This is a genomic window from Trinickia sp. (assembly GCF_051953405.1).
GTDB lineage: Bacteria > Pseudomonadota > Gammaproteobacteria > Burkholderiales > Burkholderiaceae > Trinickia.
The window spans coordinates 13,231-36,965 of record NZ_JBQCIV010000110.1 but is presented as its reverse complement, the minus strand read 5'-3'; the positions used below and the strand labels follow the sequence as shown (position 1 = coordinate 36,965).

Genomic DNA, 23,735 nt, shown 5'->3' with positions numbered 1-23,735 from the left:
CCCCCCCCCCCGCCGCCCCCCCCCCCCCCCCCCCCCCGCCGCCCACCCCCGCCCCCCCCGCCCGCGGCCCCCCACCAAGACTCAATCTGACTTTCGGTGAGACCCAGCAGATGCGAGAGCGCCTTATCGTCGATAGGATCTTCAGCGTTTGAGATATGGGCACGCAACTGCTGGGCGGCATCGACCCCACGGCGCCATGAGGCGGCACTGATCCCGATCGCAACATCGGTCGGCTGTACTGTCGGTGTGCCCCGTATCCCGGCAATAGCGCTGAGGTCTTCGATTTGGCCAAGTGCTACGCCATCGTCGCGCTTGCCAAAGATTGGCGCGAGTTCAGACATAGCCGCGTCACCCATCTGCGATTGAAGCGCTAGCGCCCGGCTCACGATATTGTGCGGACATTCGTCGGGATCGAACCCTAGCTGAGCTTCCAGGCGCCGAACACCGGCTATCGATGGATTTGATATGTCTTCAAGCACCAAGCCCCAGAGCGCCTCCAATTCTGTGCCGGCCTGTCCGACTGCCCTGAGGCGGCTCAACACCGCATTGATGAAGCCGCTAACGCCCGGCTGGAATTCATCAATCGGTATGAGTTGCGGGACATCAAGACCGGCCAGATAGTTCACAGACTGAGGTTGCGGCTTGCTCGCCTCTGCCCAAATACTGACGAATTCTCCGTCCGACGCAAACAACACCCGGGGCCACACAAATCCATGGTTGGCAGCGCCCATCTCGTGAGCCATCCGCCAGTCGAGCGACGGACGAATGCCGTGCTCCGGCAACGGCTCCCAAAGCAACCTCCACCAGGACGCAGCGAACCACAAGGCAAGCGGATAGGTAGATACCAAAACGGAATCGCGTACTGTCTTCGACCAAATGTCCTCGTTACGAGTCAAGCAGGTATTGCCGACGTGCAGCGCGAGCTGCGCTGTCGTTTCGCGGAACACGGGCGCGTCCGATCCTGCGGATAGCCATTCATACTCGAAGCGCAACTTAGCCATGGACGTCTTCCCATCGCTTGACGACTTCGCTCGCGAGCGGATCGCTGTCTGGCATGGGATACCCATGGTAGCTCCCGAGCGCTGGGTTCTCTAACTGCGCTTCCAGCGGCACTCCGGTCTCAGTGACAGCCCAAACGTTCTTCGGCCATCCGTCGACTGTCCTGTCACTGACGAGGCCCTTTTGCAGCCCTTTTTTGAGAAGCCCATGTGCGACCGCGCGGCTAAAAATGTTCGCGGCGTCACAAAGCGACTTTGCCGGGCGCGGATCGGACGGCGGCGTCAAACCGAAGTCCCCCGGATTTCTTTTGTGTTCTGGATTTCCACCATAGCTGACCGCGCTCGCTAAGGTGTTCAGGCGAGCGAGTTCGCTGGCGTCCGGTCTAAGGATGCGTCGCTTCGGATTGAACTGGTTGTATCGAGTCTTCATGGAGGCTCACCGGGCGTTCGCCACTAAGGCTGTCCGCCATAGCGTCAATAACTAATTGTACCGTACCGCTACTCACGGTCCGCAGCCGGTGGCCAACGACCATCGCCGGTAGTCGATCGCGTGGTAAGTGCATGGTACGACGCCACCAGCGGGTTCGTGGATAGGTCAGAGAACGAACCGCGTTAGGTGTCAAATTGACCAAAACCAAATCGGTTTTAGCATTTTGGTTGGGGAGCGCTGGCGGGCCCCCCGGGGTGTTCGGACCTGTTAACGTTTCCCCCTTAGACGTTTAACTATTTCCTCGGCCCGCCTGCGCGTCACGTTCTCGATCCGATCATCGAAGTACCGGGGAAGGTTGGGTAGCATCGCAAGCTCTGCTGGAATTTCCGCCTGGCATCTTGCGCAGCTACAGACGAAACGATAAACATCCATCAAAGCGAGGTTGCGCGCAGCATAGTCGGCATCGTCAAAACTAGCCGACTGTGGATAGCTCCAGGTGACAGCATCCCCCACCCGAATATCATGAAGAGCCACCAGCGCGACTTGCCTTTTCTCGATGTCACCCGGTTGGTAAGTCGCGTTTGGGCGACAGGAATGGTTGGCTCGGCTCACGAAGGGATAAATACCATGGCCGATGACTTGGCGATCGACATCCACATATCCAATATTGTTAGTGGCAACGCTGAAGTAAAGTTTTTTGACAAAATCCCTAGTTCGTCTGTGTTTGTTCGCTAAATTTCGCTCGTTCTGCTCGTCCTCCCGATCCATGCGAAATTTCGTTGTCTTCAGACGTAAGGTGCAATAGCGCTGCGTCAGATCAGCTTTCGATAGAATTTTATCGACCAAGTCCCAAACCGGAGTACCGTATTGCGGTTGCAGATCGAGAGCGTAGACCAGCGGCGTTTCGCATACGATCACTTCGCCTTCTTTGATCGACTCGGAAGCAATGAGCTGCTGCTCTTTGCCCCACGGCGCGACGGAAAAGCGACGTGAGAGTGCTGCCATAGGGGTATTCTCCATGTTTGCGGAAAGTATTTGGCTCGCTCAGCTAGCGAAGCCCGGACAGCTCGGCCAATAGCAAGTCTCTTTCGCGGCGTCCGCGCTGCGCCAAATCTGCAAGATGCTAACCACAAATGTCGCCTATTCGCTGCACGTCCGGTTTTTTAGGACTAGATGCCGGTAGCGCTTATGCGGCTATGCCCTATGCCGAGAAACTGAGGGCGTGGGAGGCGTTGCGAAAATGGCTGTCTTTGTGAAGCTTTGCCATCTGGGCATGGCAAAGACGAGACCTAGTCGAGAACGAGTCTTAGCAACGGCGGAAGCGGCGGCTGGCGCTATCCAAAAGACATTTCCAACTCCACGCCGGAGTAGTTGACGCGTGGCGCGACTTCCCGGCCCTCGCCTTCTTCGAAATGCACGAGTCCGTATCGCTCCATGGTCCGAAGCGTGCGCGAGAGATTGGACTTCGCGCGGCCGGAGCGTTCGGCCAACTCGCTCAGCGACGCCGGTTTCGTCTCTGCGATGAGCGCGAGCAACGACCGGTTTTTGTCGGAAAGTACCTGCGCCAGCGTTTCGAGTGACTGGAACCAAACTTTTGGCTCATCGGGGCTGGGCACATATTCACCCCGCGCGATTGCCATCGTCCGAGCCTTGTATTGCTCGAGCGACGCGATGCCGACCTTCAAGACGTTGGTGGTGCTCATGTTGACTACTCCTTCTCGCGAGAATCGCCTCGGCTTCGACCCAGAAGTCCGCTAGCACCGTGGCTGCGTCCTCGTAGAAATAGAAACGGACCTGGGGGCCACGATGTTTGTGGTCATATTCGATGCGCGTACGCGCGCCCGGTCCAGAGCCCTCGCGGATGGAGTGCGCGTTATCGAAGCCCAATAGGCGAGAGCCAGTCTCGTCATGGAGCGTGAGCGAATACCGAATCCCCTGAGGTCGCTCCGCCGTCACGGCGCACCGCTTCACCTGAAACTTCGCCCAACATTAGCCGCCTGAATCCACGACGAATGTTTCCCCGTCGAGGTAGAGCAGCGCGTCGAGGCCGGGATCGTGCACATTCGTATGCATGGATGTTATCACCGGGTCATAACTTTATCAATCGACTGACTCCGGGACCGTCCGCGCAGGACCGGTGCGGCGCCGATTTCGGTCGTCATTCGCCGGTACGTGGTGCTGCACGGACATGCGTAGGTCCGCGAGTGGCCAGATGCTAATGAGCCCAAGCCGCTTTTTCGGCACAAGCTCTTGTTTCTAGGACCAGATGACGGTTGTGCGCGTCTGCGCCGGAAGGCCCGTCGGCGGCTGCTTCGCAAGGCGCTGGGGCGCGGTAGACCGCTGAGCGCGATGTCGGAGCAAGCGGCGGAGGCCGCATTCAACTGAATAGAGGCCAACGACCCGAGGCCGGGGCCGATGTCGAACTAGCCGAGGCTCCAATCGGTTTTGGCATTCGATCGGGAATGCGACTGTGGTCGAACCGTGCGACCGTTCTGCCGACAAGAGAAAATACCTCGTTGCCGACAGATAAGCGCAGCAATGCAGGATATGATCCGCCAATACTTCTTCCCGATCTTCAACAAAAGAACAGAGGTGAATACCGTGCCGATTGTCGAGTCCCTGACGGAAACCGCAGTCGCCGACGTCGATCACTTGCGTGCGATGGATGCGAAAGGAGATGACTTCGGCACCGCCCGCGATGTCGATTTTTGCCTGCTCGCGTCCTCTGCCGAGAAGGCTTCCACCGTTGCGAGCTTTTTGAACGACTACCAGTACGGGCGCGCTGAGGTGCAACAAGTTGACGACCACTTTCGTGTCCTTGTCGTTATTCACATGCCCATTCTCCAGCACAACATCTTGGCCGTATCTGGATTCATGACATGTATCTCGGCGATTTTTGGGCTCACCTACGACGGTTGGGGGTGCGTCGTTCAGAAACCGAACCGGGCCTATTGCGCCTGATCGGTCGCCGCCCCCAGCGCACTATCGAGCAGCATCGCATCCCGCGATTTCGGGTCGAGCGAGAACATCGGATGCAAGCTGGCTTGCGCGGCGAAGCACCCATCGGCCGCACTCGCCCACATCCGGGCGAACGCCTCGGTCGCGCTGGCTCGGACCGTTGCGGTCGAGCAGGGGCCCGCGCTAAGCCTGTTCGACGATCGCCTCGATTTCCACCGCAAAGCCGCGCGGCAGCGACCCCACACCGATCGCCGAGCGCGCGTGGACGCCCTTATCGCCCAGCACATCGACAAACAAATCGGAGGCGCCGTTGATGACTTCGGTATGTCGGGCAAAATCCGGCGCCGCATTGACCATCCCGAACACCTTCACGAGCTGGCCCAAATGCTCGAAACCACCGAGCGCCTCCTTCATGACGGCGAGCAGATAAATCGCTACCTCTCGGGCATAGCCCTGCGCCTGCGCCACGGAAATCTGAGCTCCGACTTTCTCGGCGGGATGATCGAGTTCGCGAAGCGGCGCCCCTTTGCCCGACAGATAAATCGTCTTTCCATGGCGGGCATAAAGCGCGAAATTGCCGCGCGCGGGCGTCAGTGCAGGGAGCGTGATGCCGAGTTCGATCAATCGCCGTTCGATGTCATCCATAGCGGTCTATCCAGAGTGAGGAATCTGCCATGCCGTGCCATGTCGTGCCATTCCAGCCGACATGGCACACGTGCCGTCTATCCACCGTAGCGAATGGCCGCAGCGACGGGAGCGAGCGGCAGCGCTTGTCGCGAAGTAATGGCCGATGCTACCAAACTTCGGTACGCCACAGTCGCCAGGAAGTGCTTCGTCGATACCGGCCATTCGAATCCCAGCCCAATAGCCGGCACACATCGATTACGGCAGCCCATTTCTACAATGAGCGGCAAAGCCGGGACGATCGCTCAATCGATCGAAATAGTCGGAAACGGCCGGCAAATGCGGGTGGTCGAAAGGGGTGCCGAACCAACGGTTGATCGACAATGCCACGGGAATGTCGGCGAGAGAAAAGGCTTTCCCGGCGATAAAGGCCCCGGTGGCAAGCAACCGGTCGTTCAGTATGCGCATATGTCGGGTCCAGCTTTCCAACGAACGCCCGATTTCCTCCGCCGCCTGGTGTGCCGCGGATTGCCGGACCAAGCCGAGAAAGGCGTAGCTCCATGATCGATTGAGTTCGGCGGCTTGCCAGTCCATCCATTGATCGACCGGCGCGCGCGCGACCGGATCGGTCGGGTACAGATGCGCGCCCTCGTAGCGAGAGGCAAGGTAGCGGATGATCGAATTCGATTCCCAAAGCACCAAATCGCCATCCTTAAGGACCGGCACCAGAGCGTTAGGATTCAATGCAAGAAACTCGGGTGTCTGCGTGGATCGGAAACCCGATCCCCAATCTTCCCGCTCGAAAGGAAGATTCAATTCGACGCAAGTCCACAGCACCTTGCGGACATTGATGGAGGATGCCTTTCCCAGAATTTCGAGCATGGTCGCGCCGTTGAGGTTCCGATGCCCAGAGTCTAGAGCCCATTCGCTATCGCACTCAATGTACAGTTCATCGAATCTGCGCCGTTCCACTTCCATGCGTCGCGAAATCGGCACGCGAAAACGGCAACGCTCCGCGCCATTCGTGTATCGTGCCGTCCGTCATTCTTTTCGCATTGAGACTCGATGAACTTGCAACCTCTCTCTGGCCGGCAGCGCGCGGAGCATTCGGATTCGTCCGTTCGGTGCGATTCGCCGCCGCGTGCGTGGCTCTCGCAACCCACACCGGGGGAAGGGCGGATGCCGCGCCGCCGCGCCGCCGCCGTCGGTGCGATGTGGTGCGCCATGGCCTGCACGGTCGCGGCTGGCAACGCCAATGCGCAGACGGTGCGCTCCGCGGACGAGCGCGCCGCAACGGGTACGACGTTGCCGGAGATCGTGGTGCGAGGCGTGGCGAACGGATCGTCGGTCGGGCTGGTCGGCACGCACACCGAAACCGGCACGAAAACCGACACGCCGATCGTCGACATTCCCCAAACGACCAACGTCGTGACCGAGCAGCAGATCGACATGACCGGCGCGACGGACCTCAATCAGGCGCTACGCTATTTGCCGGGCTTTGGGTCCTACGGTTCCGATAACCGCTCGGATTTGTATGCGACGTTGCGAGGTTTTCGGCCCACGCTGTTCGTCGACGGGCTGCAAGCGCCGGCCACGACGCCTATCGCGGATTGGCGTGTGGACCCTTATGCGATCGACGGCATCACGGTGCTGCGCGGGCCGACATCGGTCCTCTATGGGGCCGGCGATCCCGGTGCGATCATCGATGTGCGGACGAAGCAGGCGGACGGCCGGCGCGTGCGCGAAGCGGGCGTACAGATCGGCAACTACGCGCGCAAGGAGGCGACGCTCGACATCGGCGACCGGCTCGACGCCGACGGTCGATATGCCTACCGCTTCGTCGGCGTGGCGGACGACGGCAACGCGCTCACCGGCCCGCATGCGCAGCAGCGTGTGGCGTTGGCGCCCTCGCTGCGCTGGCAGCCCGATGCGCATACGTCGTTGACGCTCACCGCCACCTACCTGCAGGATCGGAGCGATTTTTCGCACAACTTCCTGCCGGCGCAGGGCACCCTTTTGCCGAATCCCAATGGACAACTGACGCATGACGTCTACACGGGCGATCCGACTTTCAACGACTACCGGAAGAAGCAGTGGTCGCTCGGCTATCGGTTGTCGCACGATCTCGATTCGATATGGACGCTGAGCCAGGATGTGCGTTGGATGCATCTGTCGCTCGACGACGCGTCGGTTTTCGGCGCCGGCTTCGCCGGACCCAGCATGACCGATCTGACGCGTTACGCGGGGCTCTTCCAATTCAACTACAGCCGCATCGACATCGACAACCGCGCGCAGGCGCGTTTCGGTACGGGGCCGCTCGAGCATACGGTGCTGCTCGGGTTGCAGTTCAACCGGCAGACGACGACCGATAGCGAATGGCTCGCGCTGGCCCCTGGCCTGAACCTTTACCATCCCGTCTATACGCCGGTCACGAGCGCGATTTTCTCGGGCCCGACGGCGTTGGGTCACCCCAACCTGTATACGGCGATGAACACGGTCGGCGCCTACGCGCAAGACCAGGTGCGATGGGACCGCTGGACCTTGACGTTCGGCGGTCGCGAAGATTGGGTCGACGTGCGTCAGGACGACCGCGGGGCCGGTACGCACACGAGCCAGGACGTCAGCGCGTTCTCGGGCCGCGTGGGCCTCGTCTATCGCGGCGACTATGGGCTTTCGCCGTACGTGAGCTATTCGACGTCGTTCGATCCGGTCATCGGCGTGAGAATGTTCGGCGGCGTCTTGCCCCAGCCGACGCGCGGCAAGCAGATCGAAGCGGGGCTGCGCTGGGAGCCGCTCGGCAAGCGGCTCATGCTCGCCGCCGCCGCTTATCGGATCGAGCAGACGAACGTCGTGACCCCCGCACCGAAAAGCCTAGATCCGACCGGCCTGTCATCGGTGCAGACGGGCGAGGTGCGTTCGCGCGGCATCGAGTTGAGCGCGGTCGGGAACGTCACGCGCGAGCTGTCGGTCATCGCTTCGTATGTCTATCAAGACGTCAAGAACGTGAAGGCGAACGATGCGTCGCTGAACCACTGGCCTGTCGATACCCCGCGCCCGCGCCAAATGGCGTCGCTGTGGGCCGACTGGACATGGCATAGCGGCGCCCTTGCGGGATTGGGCGTCGGCAGCGGGATCCGCTACCAAAGCGCGTCGGCGGGTGCGCCGGACAACTCGCTCACGGTACCGAGCTACACCGTGTACGACGCGGCGCTGCACTACGACACACGCCATTGGCGCTTCTCGCTCAACGTGGACAATCTCTTCGACCGTCGTTACGTGAGCGGTTGCCAGTCGATTTCCATCTGCGCCTTCGGCAACGAGCGAACCGTCGTTGCCGGCGCCAAATACGATTGGTGAGAAGCCGACGATGGGCGAGGCCGGTCGATCATCGAGCGAGGGTCGGATCGAGCTGCCATCGCAAGACGGGATGATTCCAGCCGGCCGGCATCGCCCACACGCCGGTCGAGCTGAAGTCCCAACCGGGGAAGTTCGCCGGATCCGACATTTGGGCCGTGGTCAGTCCGTTCGAGGGCGAGACCGCGGAGCCTAGCCCGGCGCCGGTCGTAGCGGTGGTGGTTTCCTTGTTCCAATACACGTCGCTGCCGATGTTGCCTTCGTTGTCGGCGGCAACGCCGTAGCTCTGCACTTGCGGACCGGTAGGCGATTGGACGGAGGGGCCGAGCACCAACCCGGTGGCGAACGATTGGGCGATCGTCCCGGCGTTGAAGCCGACCAGTGCGGCACCGGTCCCGCACAGAGTAGGGGTGATGCATCCGTTGGCGATCACCATGCCCGTGGAATAGGACTGACTGACCAATCCGCCGACATTGTTGAACACGAGCCCCGCGCCGCGACCGCAACTATCGGCGCCGCACCGGCCGGCCTCGACCGCCCCCGTCGAGAACGACTGGCTGACGATGCCGTAGTAGTTGCCGTAGACGAGCCCGGCTGCTCCGCCGCAAAGGGTATCGTTGCACTCGGCCAGCACCGTGCCCGTTGCATACGATTCGGTGATCGTGCCACGGTTGTAGCTCACGAGGCCGGCCGGGCCGGTGTCCGAAATCACGACCGCGGTCGCCCCTTGCACCTGCCCCGATGCATGCGATTGCGAAATGAGGCCGTCGTTCTCGCCGACGAGGCCGCCGGCGTGCCCCGAGTTGACGATCGCGGCACTGCTCGAGCGCTGGATCTTGCCGAGATTCAATCCGACAAGGCCGCCGGCCAGCGAGATGTCTTGGGTGCCATGGACGTCCCAGATGCTGCCGGAGGTGTGGACGCGCAAGATGGAGCCTTGGTTCACGCCGGCCAGGACGCCTTCGATGGCGTCTTCCCAACCGTCTTGCGGGTCCAGCGCCATCGCCACATTGCCGTTGACATTCAGATCGTGCACAACCGCGTTCGATCCGATGGTGCCGAACATGCCCATCGATTGCGAGCCGACCCCTTGCATCGTCAACGCAGTGATCGTATGGCCCCGGCCGTCGAATTGGCCGGTGAAGGGGGTGTTGCCGCCGGCGAGCGGAACGTACGAGCCGTCGCTCGTCCTGCTCGCGTCGATGTCTCGGCCGAGCGCATAGTTGCCGGCCAAATCGTTATTGACGTTTTCTAGATCGCTAAAGAAATTGACGAGCTTGTAGCCGGTGATCTGTGTCGACAGGCCGCTGTAGGCCGGCGCGGTCCACGATGCGTTGGAGAGCAGCGTGCCGGGGCGATAGGTTCCGTTCATGTCGTAGAGCACGCTGACGATGCCCTGGCTCTTCGACCAGTCCACCGTGCCGTTGTTCGTCACGCTGCCGCCGTTATCGATCGCTTGCGAATCGGCGCGCAGCGTCAAATTCCCGCTGCCGCAATTTTTCAGTCTCGTGGCGGCATCGATCGTCAACGAGCGATAGGCGCCGAGTGTCAGCGACGCCGCGCCGATCCAATGGATGCTGGACGCGACACCGATGTCTCCGGTTGCGCCGCCCGCGCCGGTCGTTTCCAGGTCGATGGAGGTGCCGGCGTCGAGCGCCTGCGTGAAGACCCTCGCGGCGACGCCGTCGATCGTGAAGGCCGGCGTAGCGATGTTCCACTGGCTTGCCCGAACGTTCGGATGGTCCGTCATCCGCAAGGTCGCGGCGTTCGTATCGACGGTGCCGCCGCTACCGTTCGCGTCGGTCGCTTCGAGGGTGCCGCCCATCGCAACGTGGCCCGTATCGGCGACGAGCCACACGTGACCGTCACGCGTGGCGGTGCCCTTCGCGCGCACGACGGCGTGATTGCCGGCGAACGCATAGATATTGCCGTCGGCCGCTTGCAAACTGATTTGCGCCGCTTCGATGGTGCCGCGATTCGTGACGGTCCCGCCGCTGCCGCTTTGGACGAACACTTGCTGGCTTTGGGTGGAATCTTGCAGCAGAACCTGCTGCCCGACGACAAGCTCCGCCGTTCCCTTCGGTGCATCGATCGTGCCGTCGTTTTCGATCGCCTTGCTGGCGATCAGGAACACGTCGCCGCCGCTCGAGGCGATGTTGCCGAGGTTGACGACGGTGCCTTTGACGGCGCCGGGCGGGCTCGAGAACGTGAGGGCGGTGCCGTTCATGAACGCCGTATTATCCGTGTCGAGCGTCGATGCGACGAACCGGCCCCCGGTGGAGACATTGCCGCTCTTGCCGATGACGATGCCTTGCGGATTGATCAGATAGACGCTGCCCGTGGCCTGCAGCGTGCCGAATATCCATGAAGGCATCGGGCCCGTCACGCGATTGAGTGTCGCGCCGGTGCCGTTTTCGATTCTGACTCGATGACCGCTATCGATCGAAAAGCTGTTCCAATCGATGACGCCGCGACTGGACGTTTGATCGATCGTAAGCGACGTCGTATTGCCCGTGATCGAACCCGAACCGGCGACGAATCGCCCGCCTTGCGGCAGGGGGCCTGCGGCGAGCGTCGTGCCCGGCATGAAGAGCGGACCGGCGAGAAAGATCGGTGCGAGTAACGGGAGTATCGTGCGATTCGAGCGGCGCGCGTGTTTCATACTCGGCGTAAGAAGCATCCCGGTAACTCCAGCTTTTTATGGAAGAGCAGACCTGTCCCGGCACGCGTGATTTCCATGAGCGGGAACAGCCCATCATTGATTCATCTTAAGAATTTTTCCTGTAGCCGGCACCGCCAAAACAACCGTCGATCCCGCCATCTTGCCGGCGGCCGTGTCTTGTCCGTTCGTTACAGTGCCGGGTTTGCCGCGTGGGCGGCGGGTACAATCGCACGCTTCGTGCCGCGCGCTGCGCACGCCATCACCGAACTGCCAATGACCGATACCTCCCTTTCCGCGCCCGATTCCGCAAACGGCGCCATGGACGATAGCGATTTCGCGGAGATTCCCGAGACGCTGCACGAAAATGGCTTGTGGCGAGATGGCGGTTGGACCGCGCGTGTCATCAAAAACGAGGACGACGACGGGTGGGCCGTCGAAATGATCAAAGACGGCGAGCCCGAGCCCGCGCTCGTCGGACCGTGGACGATGGGGCGCAATAAGAAAGACCCCAAGCCGCTCGATGCGGCCGCGTTCAATACGCTCGTGAAAACGGCGTCGGAAGTCTTGCGCCGGCACGAGCAGCAACTGCGCGCGCAATTGCACAAACGCGTGACGGTTGCGGCGGCAACGGGCGATGGCGAGTGGGAGGTCACGCTCGACATCGTGCCCGACGAGGACGAGCCGTATGCGCTTTTGACCGCGCTCGACGCGTTCGGCGAGCCGCTCGCGCAAGTCCAGGTGGCCGCAAACTTCAAGCTCAGCCGGGCGAGCGCCGCAAGCTGGGTGGAAAACGGGTTTGCGCGGCCGAGCAACTGACCATCGATCGCCCGTCTTGACCCTCACGCAACGTGAGACCTTAGCTTTCGACATGCGCATCGAAACGGAGGCCCGAATGTTGTTGAAAGTGGGAGAACTGGCAAGACGTAGCGGACTCACGGTTCGTACGCTGCATCACTACGATGCGATCGGTCTTCTCACGCCTTCGGCGCGCGCCGATAACGGTTATCGCTTGTACGACCGCCACGACGTCGCTCGGCTGCATCACATCCAGGCATTGCGTCGTTTCGGTCTCTCGCTCGCCGAGATCGGTGCTCACTTGGCTCGGCCGGATACACCGCTCGCATCGATCGTCGAACGGCAGATCGCCATGCTCGATCGAGAGATCGAGCGGGCCTCGCGCTTGCGCGAGCGCCTGACTCGCTTGCACGGCGTGCTGCAGGGCGGCGGGGAGCCCGATCTGGCCGATTGGCTCACGACGTTGGAGTGGATGACCATGTACGACAAATATTTTTCCGAGGAAGAGTTGGCGCGCTTGCCGGCGCACTACAACGGCCACGAGACCGATCCGCAGTGGACGGCACTCATTGCCGAGGTGCGCGCGGCGATGGAGCGGGGCACGCCGCCCGAAGACGACACGGCGGGCCGGCTTGCCGTGCGCTGGATGACGATGCTGGTGCGCGACACCGGCGGCGATCCGCGTCTGCTCGCGAAGCTTAATGTGATGCACGAGAACGAACCGGTCATGCAAGCGCACATCGGCATCTCGACGGCGCTGCGCGATTATGTGCTGTCGGCGTTTTCCGAAACGAAGATGCGGATCTACGAGCGTTATCTGTCGCCCGATGAAATTCGCTTCATGCGCGCGAATTACGGTAAAGGCGCGATGGAGTGGCCGAAGCTGATGGCGGACGTGCGCGATGCGATGGACGCGGGCGTCGCGCCCGATTCGCCGCAAGGCTGCGCGCTGGCTCGGCGTTGGCTCGCGCTATTCACAAGCTATGCCGGCGACGACCCGAATACGCATTTGAAGTTTCGCCAGGCGCTGGAGCGGGAAGCCGAACTCAAAGCGGGCACATGGGCCGACGATTCGCTGATTGCTTTCGTCCGTCAAGCGATGGCGGGAGCGGTTCGATCCTGATCGACGATGAGAGGACACCGCGTCGCGGCGCCTCGGTCCGCTCGCCCCATGAGCCACGCCTCGGCGTCGACGCGCCTCGTCAATCGCTAGTCATCCAATCGACGAGGGTCGCGACCGTGTTCATATTGCGCGCGGTGCCGGCGCTCGCGGCAGGAATCTTGAGCTTGGAGTGGGCCATTGCGTCTCCGTAGCTCACGTAGATTTCCCTCGCACCGAGCGCCATTTCCTCGTTTCGACGCCCGCTCGCCTTGTCGAGCGCGTCGGCAGGCGGCGGCGCATCGAGAAAGATCGCCACGGTGCGATTCGGCGCGGCGGATTTGAAGGGGTTGCCTGCCAGCACCGCGGCCAATTCGGCGCCGGTGCGGATCAAGACCCCCACCGGCTTGCCTGCATAGGCTGCAAGGCTTTGCTCGAGCAGGCGCTTGGCGCGCGCCGCTTGTAGGGCGCTGTCGAACACGACGTTGCCGCTCGCGATATAGGTGCGCACTTGCGTAAAGCCGATCGATTCGCACATGCCGCGTAGCTCGGCCATCGGGAGCTTGCCGGTCCCGCCGACGTTCACTGCGCGTAAGAATGCGACGTATCGGGTCATCGAGGCTCTCTTAGAGGATGCTCGGATCGGCGACGATAGCACGTGCGCGCCGCCGAACGCCGGCAGGTAAGCGCCTTCGCTCGCACGTCGGCCGCCGAGGTAGCGGGCACGGCGATTGCTGCCTCGGCTATACAGGGCACGAGCGCCACGCTATCCGTAAGCGCCCGGGGGCTCGTTTCCGTCTTGCCAAGGGAGGACTCTCATGACACGACTCATCGCATTCCTTCTGCTTGTCAGCACGCTCTCGCTGACCGCCTGCAACACGGTGGCCGGCGCCGGCCAGGATATTTCGAAGGGTGGTCACGCCATCACCAATTCGGCCGAGCGGCACTCCGACTAGCGCGGCGCAAGGCAAGCGCTCAATGGCGCGAACGGCCGGGCGGCTAGCGGCATGCGCGAGCCGCACGTCGCTAGTCGTCTTTGCCGACAGCTTTTCGGATCGCGTGTTTCGTCGCATAGTAGCCTTTGCGGGTGCCGCTGGCCACGGCATGGCCCGCGGCCTTGGCCGTGTGCCCGATCTCGTGCGCCGCGTCGCGCGTGTCCTCGCCGAACTTCTTGCCGGCCGCTTTGATGTTTTCTTTCGCTTCGTGCGCCGTCGTCTTCACGTCCGCGTGCGCGGCAGGACCTGCGAGCGTGCCGATCAACACGGCGAGCAGCCACTGGCGGTTTTTCATGGTCTTTCTCCCTTTAATGCATCGTGAGGCTGCGCGGTGGCCGTGCGCGCGTCGAGGATGACGGCGGCTCGCCCTTCGAGCAGCAGTTGCGCGCCGCAGCGCACCGTGAAGCGATAAAGCACATTGTCGGCATCGCCGCCGATGCGTTCGGCGTGGACCGCGAGCGGCGCGTCGAACGCATCGAGCCGCTCGACATGCAGCTCGACGCTGCGCACGCTCGCGAGAAAGCCCGCGCGCGGCCGGGCCGATTGCGCGCCGAGCACGGCGCCGTGTACGGCCATCGCTTGAGCCGCATACTCGACGCCGCATACGGTGGCGAGCCGCCCGTTCCTGCGCAACGGGTTGAGCGGATCGCGATGGCTCGTCGCGCTGCATTCGATCGTGTCGGCGTCCCAGCGCACGACCCGGTCCAGCAGACACATCGCGCCGCTGTGCGGGATATGCGCGGCGATCCAAGCGCGGTCGAGCGGCGTGGCGGGCAGGGCGGGCGCGTTCATGGCAATGCGCTCTCCGTGCGGGCAACATGGGGCGTCACGTCGATACGTACGCGAAGATCGTCGAGGTAGTCGAGCACGACGCTCGCCGCGCGTTGCGTCGCGAGCGCTTCGAGCAGCGGTAGCGCACGGGCCGCCGGATTGTCGCGGCGGACGGATTCGAGCGCGGGCGAGGCGAGGGTCGTGGCCGGCGCATCGGTCAGCCGCACGTCGATGCGCGCAAGGGTTCGCGTGGACTCGGCCGGCGCCAATACGAGGGCGGTCCCGAACGCATCGCGGATGCACCGCGTCTCGCGCAGCGGATGCGGATACCCGGTGTCGGACGCAATGAGCAGCGTGTCGTGCCCATCGACAGCGACTTGGCAGGCGCTCTCGAGCAAACCCGCGGCGAAGCTGCCGTCGTAGGCGCACAGCACGTTCGATGGGGCCATGGCGTGAGCGGCGATACTCCAGTACCCGGCGGGCGCGTTATGCACCGAATTGTGAAAGCGCGTGGGCGAGATGAATCGATCTTCGCCGGCAAGCATCTCGCAGATCGCATGGCAGTTCTCGCCGTCGCCCCCCGAGGCGGCGAAAACCGCGGCAAGTTTCGCCGGATCGCGCCCGGCGGCTTGCGCGGCGTGCTGGCCGATGGCGAGCGCAAGCTTCACCGAGGGGCTCGTGCGTCGGCGCTCGGCCGCCGGCAGCGCGGTGGGCGGCGGAATCGCCGTCGGCGCGTGCGCATAAGCCGCGGCACCCGTCATGACTTGTACGGCCTGCGGCCAATCGGCGAGACCCGGCCCGATAAGACCGACGCCATCGACATAAACGCTCGTCGCCTTCATCGTGCGGTACTCCTTTCGTCAGCGGTGCCGGGTTCGGCGGCCGCATCGGCATGGGCATCGGCGCGGCCGAAGACGAGGCTGCAATTGGTGCCGCCGAAGCCGAACGAGTTGCTGAGCACATAGCGGAGCGCAGCGCTGCGGCTCTTAAGCACGTATCGAAGATTCAAGGCCGGATCCGGCTCGCTCGTGCCGACGCCGGCGGGCATGAACCGATGGCGCAGCGCGAGCGCCGAGATCGCCGCCTCGAGCGCGCCTGCCGCCCCGAGCGTATGACCGGTCGCGCCTTTGGTCGAGCTGCACGGCGTGCCATCGAATAGCGCGCGCACGGCGAGACCTTCCGCCGCATCGTTGCTCGGGGTCGCGGTGCCGTGCAAGTTGATGTAGTCGATGTCGGCCGCGGCGAGCCCTGCTTGCGCGAGCGACGCTTCGATCGCGAGCCGAGCGCCGAGCCCTTCGGGGTGCGGGCTCGACATGTGATGAGCGTCGCTCGATTCGCCGATGCCCAGAAGCAAAACGGCATCGCCCTGCGCGTGGCGGGGGCGTTCGAGCAGCGCAAACGCCGCGGCTTCGCCGATCGAAATGCCGCGGCGTTCGACGTCGAACGGCCGGCACGGCTCGCGCGAGAGCAATTCGAGCGAATTGAAGCCGTAGAGCGTCGTCAAACAGAGCGAGTCCACCCCGCCGACAACGGCCGCATCGATCAATCCGGCCTCGATCATGCGCCTCGCGGAGCCGAAGACCTTCGCCCCGGACGAGCAGGCCGTCGAAATCGACGCGGCGGGTCCTTCGATCCCGAAGTACGCGCGCACGAACGCGGCGAGCGAGTAGCTGTTGTGCGTATTCGCGTAGTGAAAGCCTTGCGGCAATGCGCCGGTTTGCGGGGCGCGCCGCCGATAGGCTTGCTCGGTTTCGAGAATGCCCGACGTGCTCGTTCCTAGAAACACGCCGACGCGCGCTGCGCCGTAGCGCGCCACCGCATCCGCGACTGCGTCGGCGAACCCGTCTTGTTCGAGGCCGAGCTGCGCGAGCCGATGATTGCGGCAATCGAAATCGCGCAGGTCGGCGCGCACGGGGGCATCGTCGACACCCTCGACCGCGCCGACCCACGTTGCCAGATCGGCGCGGTCGAAACGGCACGGCGAGAGGCCGCTGCGTTGCTCGTGCAACGCTTGCAGTGTCGGGGCAAGCCCGCGACCGATACAGCTCGTCGCGGTGAAGTGGGTGAGTTCGAGTGGATTCACGGCATTCGATTCCTGTGCCAGCGCCAAAGGTCTCAGCGCGTAGGGGGCGCGCTTTCCGCCTCGGCTGCCGGGGCGGCCGAGGAAAAAGCGCGCGCGCTCGCCAGCGCGGCGCGCAGCGTGACGCACGACAGCCCGGCATCGCGCGCGCCGCGCAACACGGTTTCGAGCGCATCGAGGATGACGGGACGCCCTTGCTCGTCGCGTGCCGCGTTGCCGTCGTGCAGCAGCACAATGTCGCGCGGCGCGAGCCCACGCAACAGCCGTTCGGCGACGAGCGCCGCATCGCTTGCGCGAGTGTCGAATCCGCGCCGCGTCCAGCTCGCGAGTTGCAGGCCGAGCGCACACAGCACAGGTTCGAGAAACGGATTGCGCAGCCCGGCCGGCGCACGGAAAAAGAGCGGCGCGGTGCCGGTCGATTCCGTTAACGTACGCTGCGCGGCTTCGATTTCGCGCCGTATCGCGCGCGGACCGAGCAGCGAAAAATAATGCCGATGCCGCTGGCTGTGATTCTCCACGCTGTGGCCGCGCGCCACGATCGACGCGACGAGGGCCGGGTGGCGCAGTGCGCGTTCGCCGATGCAGAAAAACGTCGCACGGGCCTCGTAACGATCGAGCAAATCGAGGACTTGGGGCGTCACTTCGGGATCGGGGCCGTCGTCGATCGTGATCGCGATCTGCGCGCCGACGTGCTCCGGCAGCCGTGTCCAATTCGGCCCGAGCAACGCACTGCGCGGCCAGAGCCCCGCGGCCACCGCGATCGCGTGCGAGACCACGATCGCCGCTAGCGCGTAGGGCCAGGAGGCGGGCTGCGCCGCTGCGAATACCGCGGCGCCTGCGTGGACCGCGATGATGGCGGCGAGGGCGGGTGTCGGTCGCCAGCGGCGCGGCGCGCCGGCCGCGATGGCGGAGGAAGGCCGCGAGACGAGCGGCGCGAGCGTGGGATTCAAGTGGTGGGCCTTCCGTGTTGAGCGTCTATCGTTGCTGCCGAACGGCGGGTTCGTGTCGCGGGACTCGCTTGCGTCGTGCGCGGTGCGAGGATGGCGGAGAAGAGCAGCGCAAGCATCGCCCCCGGTCCTACCGTCAAGCCGAACGATTCCAGCATGGGAACGTGCGAGAGCGCGAGCAATCCGAAGCCCGCGACGGTGGCCAGGTTGGCGATCAGCAGGGAGACGAGCGTTTGCGGCGCGATGGCGTGCGGCGCTTCGGCCGAGGCCGGATTGACTGCGCTCGGGCGACGGTTGAAAAACAGCGCGTAATTCGAGCCGATCGCGACGATGAGCAGCAGCCCGATCAGGTGCAGGATCGTGAGCGGCTCGTGCGCGAGCGCGAAGCCCGCGGTCACGACGAGCACGGCTGCCAAGAGCGGTGCGAGCGTGGCCGCGACGCGCCGGGCATCGCGTAGCGCGAATCCGAGCAGCGCGACGATAGCCGCCAGCCCCACGAGCGACATGCGGATGTCCTCGCGCACATAGTTGACGTAGAGCGCGTCGGCCTCTCGCTTCAAATCGACGAAGAGCGCATCCGGCACGCCGGCTGCCGCGACGGCCGCCTCGATACGACGGGCGTCGAGGCTGCCCTCGTTCGCGTCTGGGGCGTGCGGCCCAGCCGTCGCCGAGGGCGCCGCGCTCGCCGCAGCCGGCGCGCGCAGCGAGAGCACCGCTTGCCAGCGGCCCGAGCGTTGCGTGAGCAGTGCGTCGAGCGCAAGTCCCATCGATGTCCCGCGCAGATCGGCCCGGGTCAGCAGCGGCGCAGCGCGCGCGCGTTGGACGTCGGCGATGAACGGCGCGAAGACGCTCGCTTCGACTTCGACGTTCTGGTCCGCGACCGCCGCGCGCATGCGGGTTTCGAGTTCGGCGGCCGGCGGCAAACTGGCCAGCCGAGCCCGTTGTGTGGCGTCGCTCGGCAGGTAGCGCGAGGGGCTTTCGAAGCCGGCGAGCACGCCCGAATCGACGAGCGGCTGCAGCTTGGCCGAGACTTTCTCCGCGCCTTCGAGCACGCTCTGCTCGCTGGCCCCGGTGACGACGACGAGATAGCGCACGTCGGGTGCGCCGGCGTCGGCGCGTAGCGTCGCATCGAGTGCTTGTGCCGCGGCGGGCACGGGGCTCAGTGCCGATAACTCATGGCTCCACAGCGCCCCGCGATGCAGGGCGAGCGAGGCCGCGGCGAACAGCAGCAGGGTGGCGAACGGCCAACGCAGGTGCGGCGCGACGCGAACGGCGCGCGCCAGCCACGCGCCGAGCGGCGCAAGATCGCGCATGGCAACGGCGCGCCGGTGCAGATGCGGCAAGACGTACCGGGTCACGGCCGCCGCGGCGACGAGCCCCGCGATCGAGTAGACGCCGAGTTGCACGAGCCCTGGAAAGCCAGAGAACACCATCGACGCAAAGCCGCAGACGGAAGTGAGCATGCCGAGCCGGATCGTCGGCCAGTAGGCGGCGAGCCAGGCGCGCACCGCGTCGCTCGATGGCGCCGACACGCCGGGCCGCGCCGATTGCACGAAGAGGTAGATCGAATAATCGACGGCCTCGCCCATCAGCGTGGTGCCGAAACCGAGCGTCAGCCCATGGATGGTGCCGAAGACGAGGCTGGTTGCGGCGAGGCCCGCGGCGATGCCCGATAACACGGGCACGAGCCCGAGCGCGAGCGTGCGCGGCGAGCGATAGACGACGAGGAGCAAGCCGACGACCAGCGCGAGACTGATCGCGGACAACCGTTCGACATCGTGCTTGATCGTATCGCGCGTTTGCACCGAGAACACGCCGGGGCCGGTGAGCAGCAACCGGTACGAGCCGGCGTGAGGAAGGTTGCGCGAGGCGGCCTCGAAGGCGGCGCGGATGGCGCTCATCGCGCTGGCCTGCGCGTCGGTATCGGAGAGCGGGCCGGCCGTTTGCGCGACGAGCAAGGCGCGCTTGCCGCTGCGCGATACCCACACGCCATCGGCCGACGCCGGCTGTGCTTCGCCGTCGAACTGGCCGACGATCGCCATCGTTTCGCCTGTCGGATCGCGCGGCAGCAGATCCTTCGTCATGAGTCCCGCCGACGAACTGAGCAAATCGAGGCTGTCGCCGAGCGCGCGATGCAGTCCAGTCTCCGTGAACCGCTGCGGCGTCACGTCGGGACTCAGCACGTAGCGGTGCGCGAAGACGAAGCGCTCGTCGCGCGCTTCGTCGGCGTTTTGGCCGTTATTCACGGAGACGAAACGAGGGTCTTTACGCAGTGCGGCGGCCATGCTGCGGGAGATATCGGCACGCGTTTGCGCGTCGCCGCCTTCGATGGCCACGAGCATGAGTCGCGAGATCGCGCCGTCGCGCAATTGATCGACGAGCACGCGCTGCTCGGCGCTCGGCGCACGCGGCAGGAATGCCGATAGGTCCGCCGTGAAGTGCGCGCGGGCGGCGACGAGCGCGCAGCCGATCAAAAACAGCAGCCACAGGGGCACCGCGCGCTGCGCCAGCCACGCACGAAGCGCTGCGGGGGACCGGTTCGGCGTCGGCTCGCGCATCACTCGTTCGTCGCGTGGCTGAGCCGCATCACGGAGCGATCGCCGTCGGGCTGCTCGATGACGACGGTGCGCAGCAGGTCGCGCGTGCCGTCGAGCGTAATGGTGCGCACGGCCTTGAGCATGCGCGAGTCGAGCGGCGTGAGCGTCAAGGTCCAGTTCTCGCCGTGACCGTCGAGGGAGACCTTGTAGCGCTGCTCGAGCGCGTAGCGATTGCCGACGAGCGTCGCACGGATGCTGTCGATGAACGCCTCGAGTTCCGGATAGTGCGCGAGCGAGATCGTGTACTGACGCCGATCGCGCGCAATCGTCAGCTTGTCGCCGTCGACGACAAGCCGCTCGGGCTTCGGGCTCACGGTCAGCTTCTCGAGATGATCGGGGGCGGCGAAGGCGAGCTGGCCCGACGATTCGATCGGTTTGGCCGCAATCGAGAGATATCGTGTTTCCACGAAGTCGGCATGCCCGGACTTGCGCTGCGCGAGCGTAGACATCAGCCGGTCGAGCGTCCAGGCTTGCGGGCTTGCCGCGGTCGCGCTCGCCGATGCAGCTGCGGCCGGGGCAGCGGCGAAGCCGGGCAGCGGCGCGGCTAGGCAAAGTCCTGCCAGCACGGCGGCGGCCAGCGACACGCCCTGGCGGCGCAAACGGGTGGCGAAAAGCAACGATGGCGTCATGCGTCTAAGGTCCCAGTCGTCCGCGTGCGCTCCCGCTGCGTGTGCTCGGGCGGTATCTCGCTTGGCGTTGGCGCGCTCTCGCGCCAGAAGTCGAAGAAATTGAACCAGTTGTACGGCGCTTGGCGGCAGTGCTGCTCAAGCAGATGGGCATAGCGGGCGACGGCCGCGTCGACCTGCGCGGCGCGCTCGCTGCGTGGCGTTTCCGAAAAATCGGCGAGCGCTTCGAAGTGGACATCGTAGCGGTTGCCGCCGCGGTAGACCCCAGTGAGGAAGATAACGGGGCGCCCGAGCATGGCGGCCATGCGCATCGGCCCAAGCGGAAATCCGACGCGCCCGCCGAGGAATTCGAGCGGCAGCAGCGTATCGCCGCCGTCTTGCCGTAGCGTGCGGTCGGCCAGCATCCCGATCATCGCGCCGGCATCGAGATACTCGCGCGCCTCGAGCATGGCTTCAGGGCGCCCAAGGGCGATGACGTCCCGCTTCACGGCGGGATTCACGGTGGCCAGCGCCGCGTTGACGTTGCGCGCGTTTTCCTCGTACATCATGATCGCCACGCGCAGGCTCGGACGCGTGCGGCCAATGGCGCGCAGCACTTCGAAGCTGCCGAAGTGCCCGCCGACGAGGAATGCGCCACGTCCGGCGGCGAGTGCCGCATCGACGAGTTCGCCGCCTTGCACGCGGATATCGAATAGATCGAAGCGTTCGCTGAGCAGATAGACGCGATCGTGTATCGTCGTCGCAAAGACGAAAATATGACGATAGACGTCGCGCCAGCGCACACGCCGCCCGAGCACGCGCGCGAGGTAGGCGCGCGAGGCGCGCCGGGCCGCCGGTGCGAGCAACAGGTAATACAAGACGATGCCGCGCAGCAGGACCCGGCCGAACGGCCGCCCCAGGCGCAGCGAGATCCACGTCATGAGCCGGAGCGTGGCGAAGTTGCTGCGCTCTTCGCGCTGTGCCCAGATCGAACGATCGGGCGGCGAGTGCGTGCTCATGGCGCGCTCCTTTCCGTCAGCACGCCCGTCACCGTCGTGCGTTCGCCCGCGGCGATCGTGAAGCGGATCGCGCCGCGCTCGTCGCAATGGAACGAGAGGGCGAGCGGCTCGCCCGGCGCGGCGGGCGACGTAAACTTCGCCGATCCGATGCGGCACGCGTCGAGCCGCCGCCCGAGGACCTCGCCGATCCGTTCGATGGCGCAGTCGAGCAAGACGACGCCGGGAATGATCGGCCGCCCCGGAAAATGACCGGCGAGCGCAGGATGGTCCGCGGCGAGTTCGAACAAGATCGGACCGTACCGGCCGTCGGGCCCTGGCTCGACACGGTCATTGGCATGGAGGAGCACACGGTCGCCGTCCTCGCCGGCGGCAGTGTCTTCGGCGCGCGTCAGCCGCGCGGCCACGAGCGCGGCGAGCGCGTCGCGCGGCAGCTTGCCGGTGCCGTTGCGCGGCAAGCTGTCGACGAATAGAAGCGGGCGCGGCATGAACGCGGCATCGATGCGCTCGCGCAGGCTGCGCAGCACCTCGGCGGATGAAAGCGTCGGCGCGACCACGACCGCGACGAGCCGCTTGACGGACAAGGTACGCTCGGCATCGGGTGCGCTCGAGTCCCGCTCGGCGTCGTCGGGCATGAAGAACGCGCCGTCGTCGACGCCGGCAATGGCGGTCAACTGATGATTGAGGTACGCGAGCGAGGTGCGCTTGCCGGCGATGTTGACGAGATCGGCCTTGCGTCCGTGCAGCAGGAAGTGGGTGTCGTCGATCAGTTCGAGCGCATCGCCCATGGGAATCGGCACTTCGACGTGACCGCCGGCGGCCCAAACCTGGTCGGCGTCGGCGTCGCCGCCATCGGTGCCGTTCGGTATGGCGCCCCGTGTCAGCGTGACTTCGGGGAACAGCTCCCAGGTGGCGCCGCGCGCCGTTCGGCGCGTGGCGATCTGGCCCGTCTCGGTGCTCCCGTAGATCTCCATCAACGGCGCGCCGAGGCGCGCCTCGGCTTGCGCCGCGAGTTTTTCGGAAAGCGGCGCTGTCGCCGATAGGATCAGCGATGCCTGCGGCAACGCGGGCTCGGACGCGAGCAGCGCGCGTAGGTGAATCGGCGAGGTGACGAGAATGCGCGGCGCCGGCACGGTCGCAAGTTCGCTGCGGATGTCGCCCGGATAAAACGGCTGGCCATTGCTGAAGGCCAACCCGCCGATCAATGCGAGCAAGACGGTCGATTCGAAGCCGTACATGTGCTGCGGCGGTACGGTGCCGACGAGCGTGCCGCCTTGCTCGTCGTGCAAGCCCAGCCGCGCCGCCGCCGCCCGCACGTTTTTGACGAGAAAGCCCCAGGTCTTGCGGTGCGGGACGGGCGCTCCCGTCGATCCCGAGGTGAAGACGTAGGCCATCACGCGGTCGCCGTCGATGTGCGGCACCGACGCGTCGCCCGGTAAGGCGCGATAGGGCGCGCTCGGGTAGCGAAAAAGCGGCAGCTCGACCGCGCAGTCGTCGGCATCGTAGAGGCAGAACGCATCGGGCGCGAACGCCTGCAGTTGCCGCACCGTGTGCAGAGTATGGCTCGACGGCAGCAGGCTCACCTTGCCCGCGAGCAGCGCGGCGCACAGCCCGACCGTGAAACGATAGCGATCCTTGCAGACGTTGAACACGTGGCCGCCGGCCGGCAAGTGCGCCGCCAGCGCGTCGACGTCGGCGAGAAATTCGCGCACCGCGACGGGCGAGCCGTCGCGCCAGGCGATCGTCCGATCGGGAGAAGGATGAGAAACGAGCGGCAAATGCGGCATGGCGTCGAATACGAACT

At 64.7% G+C, this 23,735-nt stretch carries 24 protein-coding genes; 5 read left to right on the top strand and 19 right to left on the bottom strand.

Annotation, left to right across the window (positions count from 1 at the left end):
- The 5 genes from ACTHN9_RS19130 to ACTHN9_RS19110 form a co-directional block, all read right to left on the bottom strand.
- The coding region (locus tag ACTHN9_RS19130; RefSeq protein ID WP_440538342.1) for a hypothetical protein at nt 1-1,001 on the bottom strand (1,001 nt) is incomplete at its 3' end.
- Nucleotides 994-1,428 (bottom strand): hypothetical protein, encoded by a 435-nt coding sequence (locus ACTHN9_RS19125; RefSeq protein WP_440538341.1) that lies wholly within the window; start codon nt 1,426-1,428, stop codon nt 994-996. The genes ACTHN9_RS19130 and ACTHN9_RS19125, both read right to left, overlap by 8 nt.
- Before the next feature lie 267 nt (nt 1,429-1,695).
- Nucleotides 1,696-2,433 carry an SET domain-containing protein gene (locus ACTHN9_RS19120; protein WP_440538340.1) on the bottom strand — a complete coding sequence of 246 codons (738 nt, stop codon included), beginning with the start codon at nt 2,431-2,433 and terminating at the stop codon, nt 1,696-1,698.
- Nucleotides 2,434-2,762: 329 nt separating this feature from the next.
- Nucleotides 2,763-3,131: an HVO_A0114 family putative DNA-binding protein gene (locus ACTHN9_RS19115; protein ID WP_440538339.1), complete on the bottom strand. Its 369-nt coding sequence runs from the start codon at nt 3,129-3,131 to the stop codon at nt 2,763-2,765.
- A complete protein-coding gene (locus ACTHN9_RS19110) occupies nt 3,049-3,384 on the bottom strand; it encodes a toxin-antitoxin system TumE family protein (protein WP_440538348.1) in 336 nt (111 codons plus the stop codon). The genes ACTHN9_RS19115 and ACTHN9_RS19110 overlap by 83 nt, the downstream gene beginning before the upstream one ends.
- 582 nt (nt 3,385-3,966) lie before the next feature.
- On the opposite strand from ACTHN9_RS19110, the gene ACTHN9_RS19105 reads away from it, so the two are divergent.
- Nucleotides 3,967-4,389 carry a ribonuclease E inhibitor RraB gene (locus ACTHN9_RS19105; protein WP_440538338.1) on the top strand — a complete coding sequence of 141 codons (423 nt, stop codon included), beginning with the start codon at nt 3,967-3,969 and terminating at the stop codon, nt 4,387-4,389.
- Here ACTHN9_RS19105 and ACTHN9_RS19100 read toward each other — a convergent pair.
- From ACTHN9_RS19100 to ACTHN9_RS19090, 3 genes are all read right to left on the bottom strand, one after another.
- Nucleotides 4,377-4,511 carry a hypothetical protein gene (locus ACTHN9_RS19100; RefSeq protein ID WP_440538337.1) on the bottom strand — a complete coding sequence of 45 codons (135 nt, stop codon included), beginning with the start codon at nt 4,509-4,511 and terminating at the stop codon, nt 4,377-4,379. The genes ACTHN9_RS19105 and ACTHN9_RS19100 overlap by 13 nt on opposite strands.
- A 58-nt stretch (nt 4,512-4,569) precedes the next feature.
- Nucleotides 4,570-5,031, bottom strand: coding sequence for a RidA family protein (locus tag ACTHN9_RS19095; RefSeq protein WP_440538336.1), 462 nt, complete (start codon nt 5,029-5,031; stop codon nt 4,570-4,572).
- Between the two features lie 237 nt (nt 5,032-5,268).
- Nucleotides 5,269-5,892: a glutathione S-transferase family protein gene (locus ACTHN9_RS19090; protein ID WP_440538347.1), complete on the bottom strand. Its 624-nt coding sequence runs from the start codon at nt 5,890-5,892 to the stop codon at nt 5,269-5,271.
- Between the two features lie 297 nt (nt 5,893-6,189).
- Between ACTHN9_RS19090 and ACTHN9_RS19085 the strand changes: the two genes are divergently transcribed.
- On the top strand, nt 6,190-8,367 hold the full coding sequence (locus ACTHN9_RS19085) for a TonB-dependent siderophore receptor (RefSeq protein WP_440538346.1): 2,178 nt from the start codon (nt 6,190-6,192) through the stop codon (nt 8,365-8,367).
- A gap of 28 nt (nt 8,368-8,395) precedes the next feature.
- On the opposite strand, the gene ACTHN9_RS19080 is transcribed toward ACTHN9_RS19085, so the two are convergent.
- On the bottom strand, nt 8,396-11,044 hold the full coding sequence (locus ACTHN9_RS19080; RefSeq protein ID WP_440538335.1) for a two-partner secretion domain-containing protein: 2,649 nt from the start codon (nt 11,042-11,044) through the stop codon (nt 8,396-8,398).
- Nucleotides 11,045-11,299: 255 nt separating this feature from the next.
- Between ACTHN9_RS19080 and ACTHN9_RS19075 the strand changes: the two genes are divergently transcribed.
- Together ACTHN9_RS19075 and ACTHN9_RS19070 are read left to right on the top strand one after the other, a co-directional pair.
- Nucleotides 11,300-11,842 carry a hypothetical protein gene (locus ACTHN9_RS19075; protein ID WP_440538334.1) on the top strand — a complete coding sequence of 181 codons (543 nt, stop codon included), beginning with the start codon at nt 11,300-11,302 and terminating at the stop codon, nt 11,840-11,842.
- Nucleotides 11,843-11,918: 76 nt separating this feature from the next.
- A complete protein-coding gene (locus ACTHN9_RS19070; RefSeq protein ID WP_440538333.1) occupies nt 11,919-12,944 on the top strand; it encodes a MerR family transcriptional regulator in 1,026 nt (341 codons plus the stop codon).
- Nucleotides 12,945-13,023: 79 nt separating this feature from the next.
- On the opposite strand, the gene ACTHN9_RS19065 is transcribed toward ACTHN9_RS19070, so the two are convergent.
- A complete protein-coding gene (locus ACTHN9_RS19065; RefSeq protein WP_440538332.1) occupies nt 13,024-13,536 on the bottom strand; it encodes a DUF1697 domain-containing protein in 513 nt (170 codons plus the stop codon).
- Between the two features lie 202 nt (nt 13,537-13,738).
- Between ACTHN9_RS19065 and ACTHN9_RS19060 the strand changes: the two genes are divergently transcribed.
- Nucleotides 13,739-13,876, top strand: a complete 138-nt coding sequence (locus ACTHN9_RS19060) for an entericidin A/B family lipoprotein (protein WP_440538331.1) — start codon at nt 13,739-13,741, stop codon at nt 13,874-13,876.
- Between the two features lie 70 nt (nt 13,877-13,946).
- Here the strand turns inward: ACTHN9_RS19060 and ACTHN9_RS19055 are convergent, their stop codons facing one another.
- The 9 genes from ACTHN9_RS19055 to ACTHN9_RS19015 are packed head-to-tail and all read right to left on the bottom strand — an operon-like array spanning nt 13,947 to nt 23,718.
- The gene (locus ACTHN9_RS19055) at nt 13,947-14,210 is read right to left on the bottom strand and encodes a hypothetical protein (RefSeq protein ID WP_440538330.1); all 264 of its coding nucleotides are present in this window, start codon (nt 14,208-14,210) and stop codon (nt 13,947-13,949) included.
- Nucleotides 14,207-14,707 (bottom strand): hotdog family protein, encoded by a 501-nt coding sequence (locus ACTHN9_RS19050; RefSeq protein ID WP_440538329.1) that lies wholly within the window; start codon nt 14,705-14,707, stop codon nt 14,207-14,209. The genes ACTHN9_RS19055 and ACTHN9_RS19050 overlap by 4 nt, the downstream gene beginning before the upstream one ends.
- Nucleotides 14,704-15,528, bottom strand: a complete 825-nt coding sequence (locus tag ACTHN9_RS19045; RefSeq protein ID WP_440538328.1) for a beta-ketoacyl synthase chain length factor — start codon at nt 15,526-15,528, stop codon at nt 14,704-14,706. The genes ACTHN9_RS19050 and ACTHN9_RS19045 overlap by 4 nt, the downstream gene beginning before the upstream one ends.
- On the bottom strand, nt 15,525-16,769 hold the full coding sequence (locus ACTHN9_RS19040; RefSeq protein ID WP_440538327.1) for a beta-ketoacyl-[acyl-carrier-protein] synthase family protein: 1,245 nt from the start codon (nt 16,767-16,769) through the stop codon (nt 15,525-15,527). The genes ACTHN9_RS19045 and ACTHN9_RS19040 overlap by 4 nt, the downstream gene beginning before the upstream one ends.
- 32 nt (nt 16,770-16,801) lie before the next feature.
- A complete protein-coding gene (locus ACTHN9_RS19035) occupies nt 16,802-17,716 on the bottom strand; it encodes a polysaccharide deacetylase family protein (RefSeq protein ID WP_440538326.1) in 915 nt (304 codons plus the stop codon).
- Nucleotides 17,713-20,271: an MMPL family transporter gene (locus ACTHN9_RS19030; protein ID WP_440538325.1), complete on the bottom strand. Its 2,559-nt coding sequence runs from the start codon at nt 20,269-20,271 to the stop codon at nt 17,713-17,715. The genes ACTHN9_RS19035 and ACTHN9_RS19030 overlap by 4 nt, the downstream gene beginning before the upstream one ends.
- Complete coding sequence (locus ACTHN9_RS19025; RefSeq protein ID WP_440538324.1) at nt 20,271-20,939, bottom strand: outer membrane lipoprotein carrier protein LolA; 669 nt, start codon at nt 20,937-20,939, stop codon at nt 20,271-20,273. The genes ACTHN9_RS19030 and ACTHN9_RS19025 overlap by 1 nt, the downstream gene beginning before the upstream one ends.
- Nucleotides 20,936-21,934 carry an LpxL/LpxP family acyltransferase gene (locus tag ACTHN9_RS19020; RefSeq protein WP_440538323.1) on the bottom strand — a complete coding sequence of 333 codons (999 nt, stop codon included), beginning with the start codon at nt 21,932-21,934 and terminating at the stop codon, nt 20,936-20,938. The genes ACTHN9_RS19025 and ACTHN9_RS19020 overlap by 4 nt, the downstream gene beginning before the upstream one ends.
- A complete protein-coding gene (locus tag ACTHN9_RS19015; RefSeq protein WP_440538322.1) occupies nt 21,931-23,718 on the bottom strand; it encodes an AMP-binding protein in 1,788 nt (595 codons plus the stop codon). The genes ACTHN9_RS19020 and ACTHN9_RS19015 overlap by 4 nt, the downstream gene beginning before the upstream one ends.
- Nucleotides 23,719-23,735 lie beyond the last annotated feature (17 nt).

Coding starts and splice junctions, on each gene's coding strand:
- ACTHN9_RS19125 (WP_440538341.1), bottom strand. CDS start 1,428: ATGAAGACTCGATACAACCAGTTCAATCCGAAGCGACGCATCCTTAGA.
- ACTHN9_RS19120 (WP_440538340.1), bottom strand. CDS start 2,433: ATGGCAGCACTCTCACGTCGCTTTTCCGTCGCGCCGTGGGGCAAAGAG.
- ACTHN9_RS19115 (WP_440538339.1), bottom strand. CDS start 3,131: ATGAGCACCACCAACGTCTTGAAGGTCGGCATCGCGTCGCTCGAGCAA.
- ACTHN9_RS19105 (WP_440538338.1), top strand. CDS start 3,967: ATGCAGGATATGATCCGCCAATACTTCTTCCCGATCTTCAACAAAAGA.
- ACTHN9_RS19100 (WP_440538337.1), bottom strand. CDS start 4,511: ATGTGGGCGAGTGCGGCCGATGGGTGCTTCGCCGCGCAAGCCAGCTTG.
- ACTHN9_RS19095 (WP_440538336.1), bottom strand. CDS start 5,031: ATGGATGACATCGAACGGCGATTGATCGAACTCGGCATCACGCTCCCT.
- ACTHN9_RS19090 (WP_440538347.1), bottom strand. CDS start 5,892: ATGCTCGAAATTCTGGGAAAGGCATCCTCCATCAATGTCCGCAAGGTG.
- ACTHN9_RS19085 (WP_440538346.1), top strand. CDS start 6,190: ATGCCGCGCCGCCGCGCCGCCGCCGTCGGTGCGATGTGGTGCGCCATG.
- ACTHN9_RS19080 (WP_440538335.1), bottom strand. CDS start 11,044: ATGCTTCTTACGCCGAGTATGAAACACGCGCGCCGCTCGAATCGCACG.
- ACTHN9_RS19075 (WP_440538334.1), top strand. CDS start 11,300: ATGACCGATACCTCCCTTTCCGCGCCCGATTCCGCAAACGGCGCCATG.
- ACTHN9_RS19070 (WP_440538333.1), top strand. CDS start 11,919: ATGTTGTTGAAAGTGGGAGAACTGGCAAGACGTAGCGGACTCACGGTT.
- ACTHN9_RS19065 (WP_440538332.1), bottom strand. CDS start 13,536: ATGACCCGATACGTCGCATTCTTACGCGCAGTGAACGTCGGCGGGACC.
- ACTHN9_RS19060 (WP_440538331.1), top strand. CDS start 13,739: ATGACACGACTCATCGCATTCCTTCTGCTTGTCAGCACGCTCTCGCTG.
- ACTHN9_RS19055 (WP_440538330.1), bottom strand. CDS start 14,210: ATGAAAAACCGCCAGTGGCTGCTCGCCGTGTTGATCGGCACGCTCGCA.
- ACTHN9_RS19050 (WP_440538329.1), bottom strand. CDS start 14,707: ATGAACGCGCCCGCCCTGCCCGCCACGCCGCTCGACCGCGCTTGGATC.
- ACTHN9_RS19045 (WP_440538328.1), bottom strand. CDS start 15,528: ATGAAGGCGACGAGCGTTTATGTCGATGGCGTCGGTCTTATCGGGCCG.
- ACTHN9_RS19030 (WP_440538325.1), bottom strand. CDS start 20,271: ATGCGCGAGCCGACGCCGAACCGGTCCCCCGCAGCGCTTCGTGCGTGG.
- ACTHN9_RS19025 (WP_440538324.1), bottom strand. CDS start 20,939: ATGACGCCATCGTTGCTTTTCGCCACCCGTTTGCGCCGCCAGGGCGTG.
- ACTHN9_RS19020 (WP_440538323.1), bottom strand. CDS start 21,934: ATGAGCACGCACTCGCCGCCCGATCGTTCGATCTGGGCACAGCGCGAA.
- ACTHN9_RS19015 (WP_440538322.1), bottom strand. CDS start 23,718: ATGCCGCATTTGCCGCTCGTTTCTCATCCTTCTCCCGATCGGACGATC.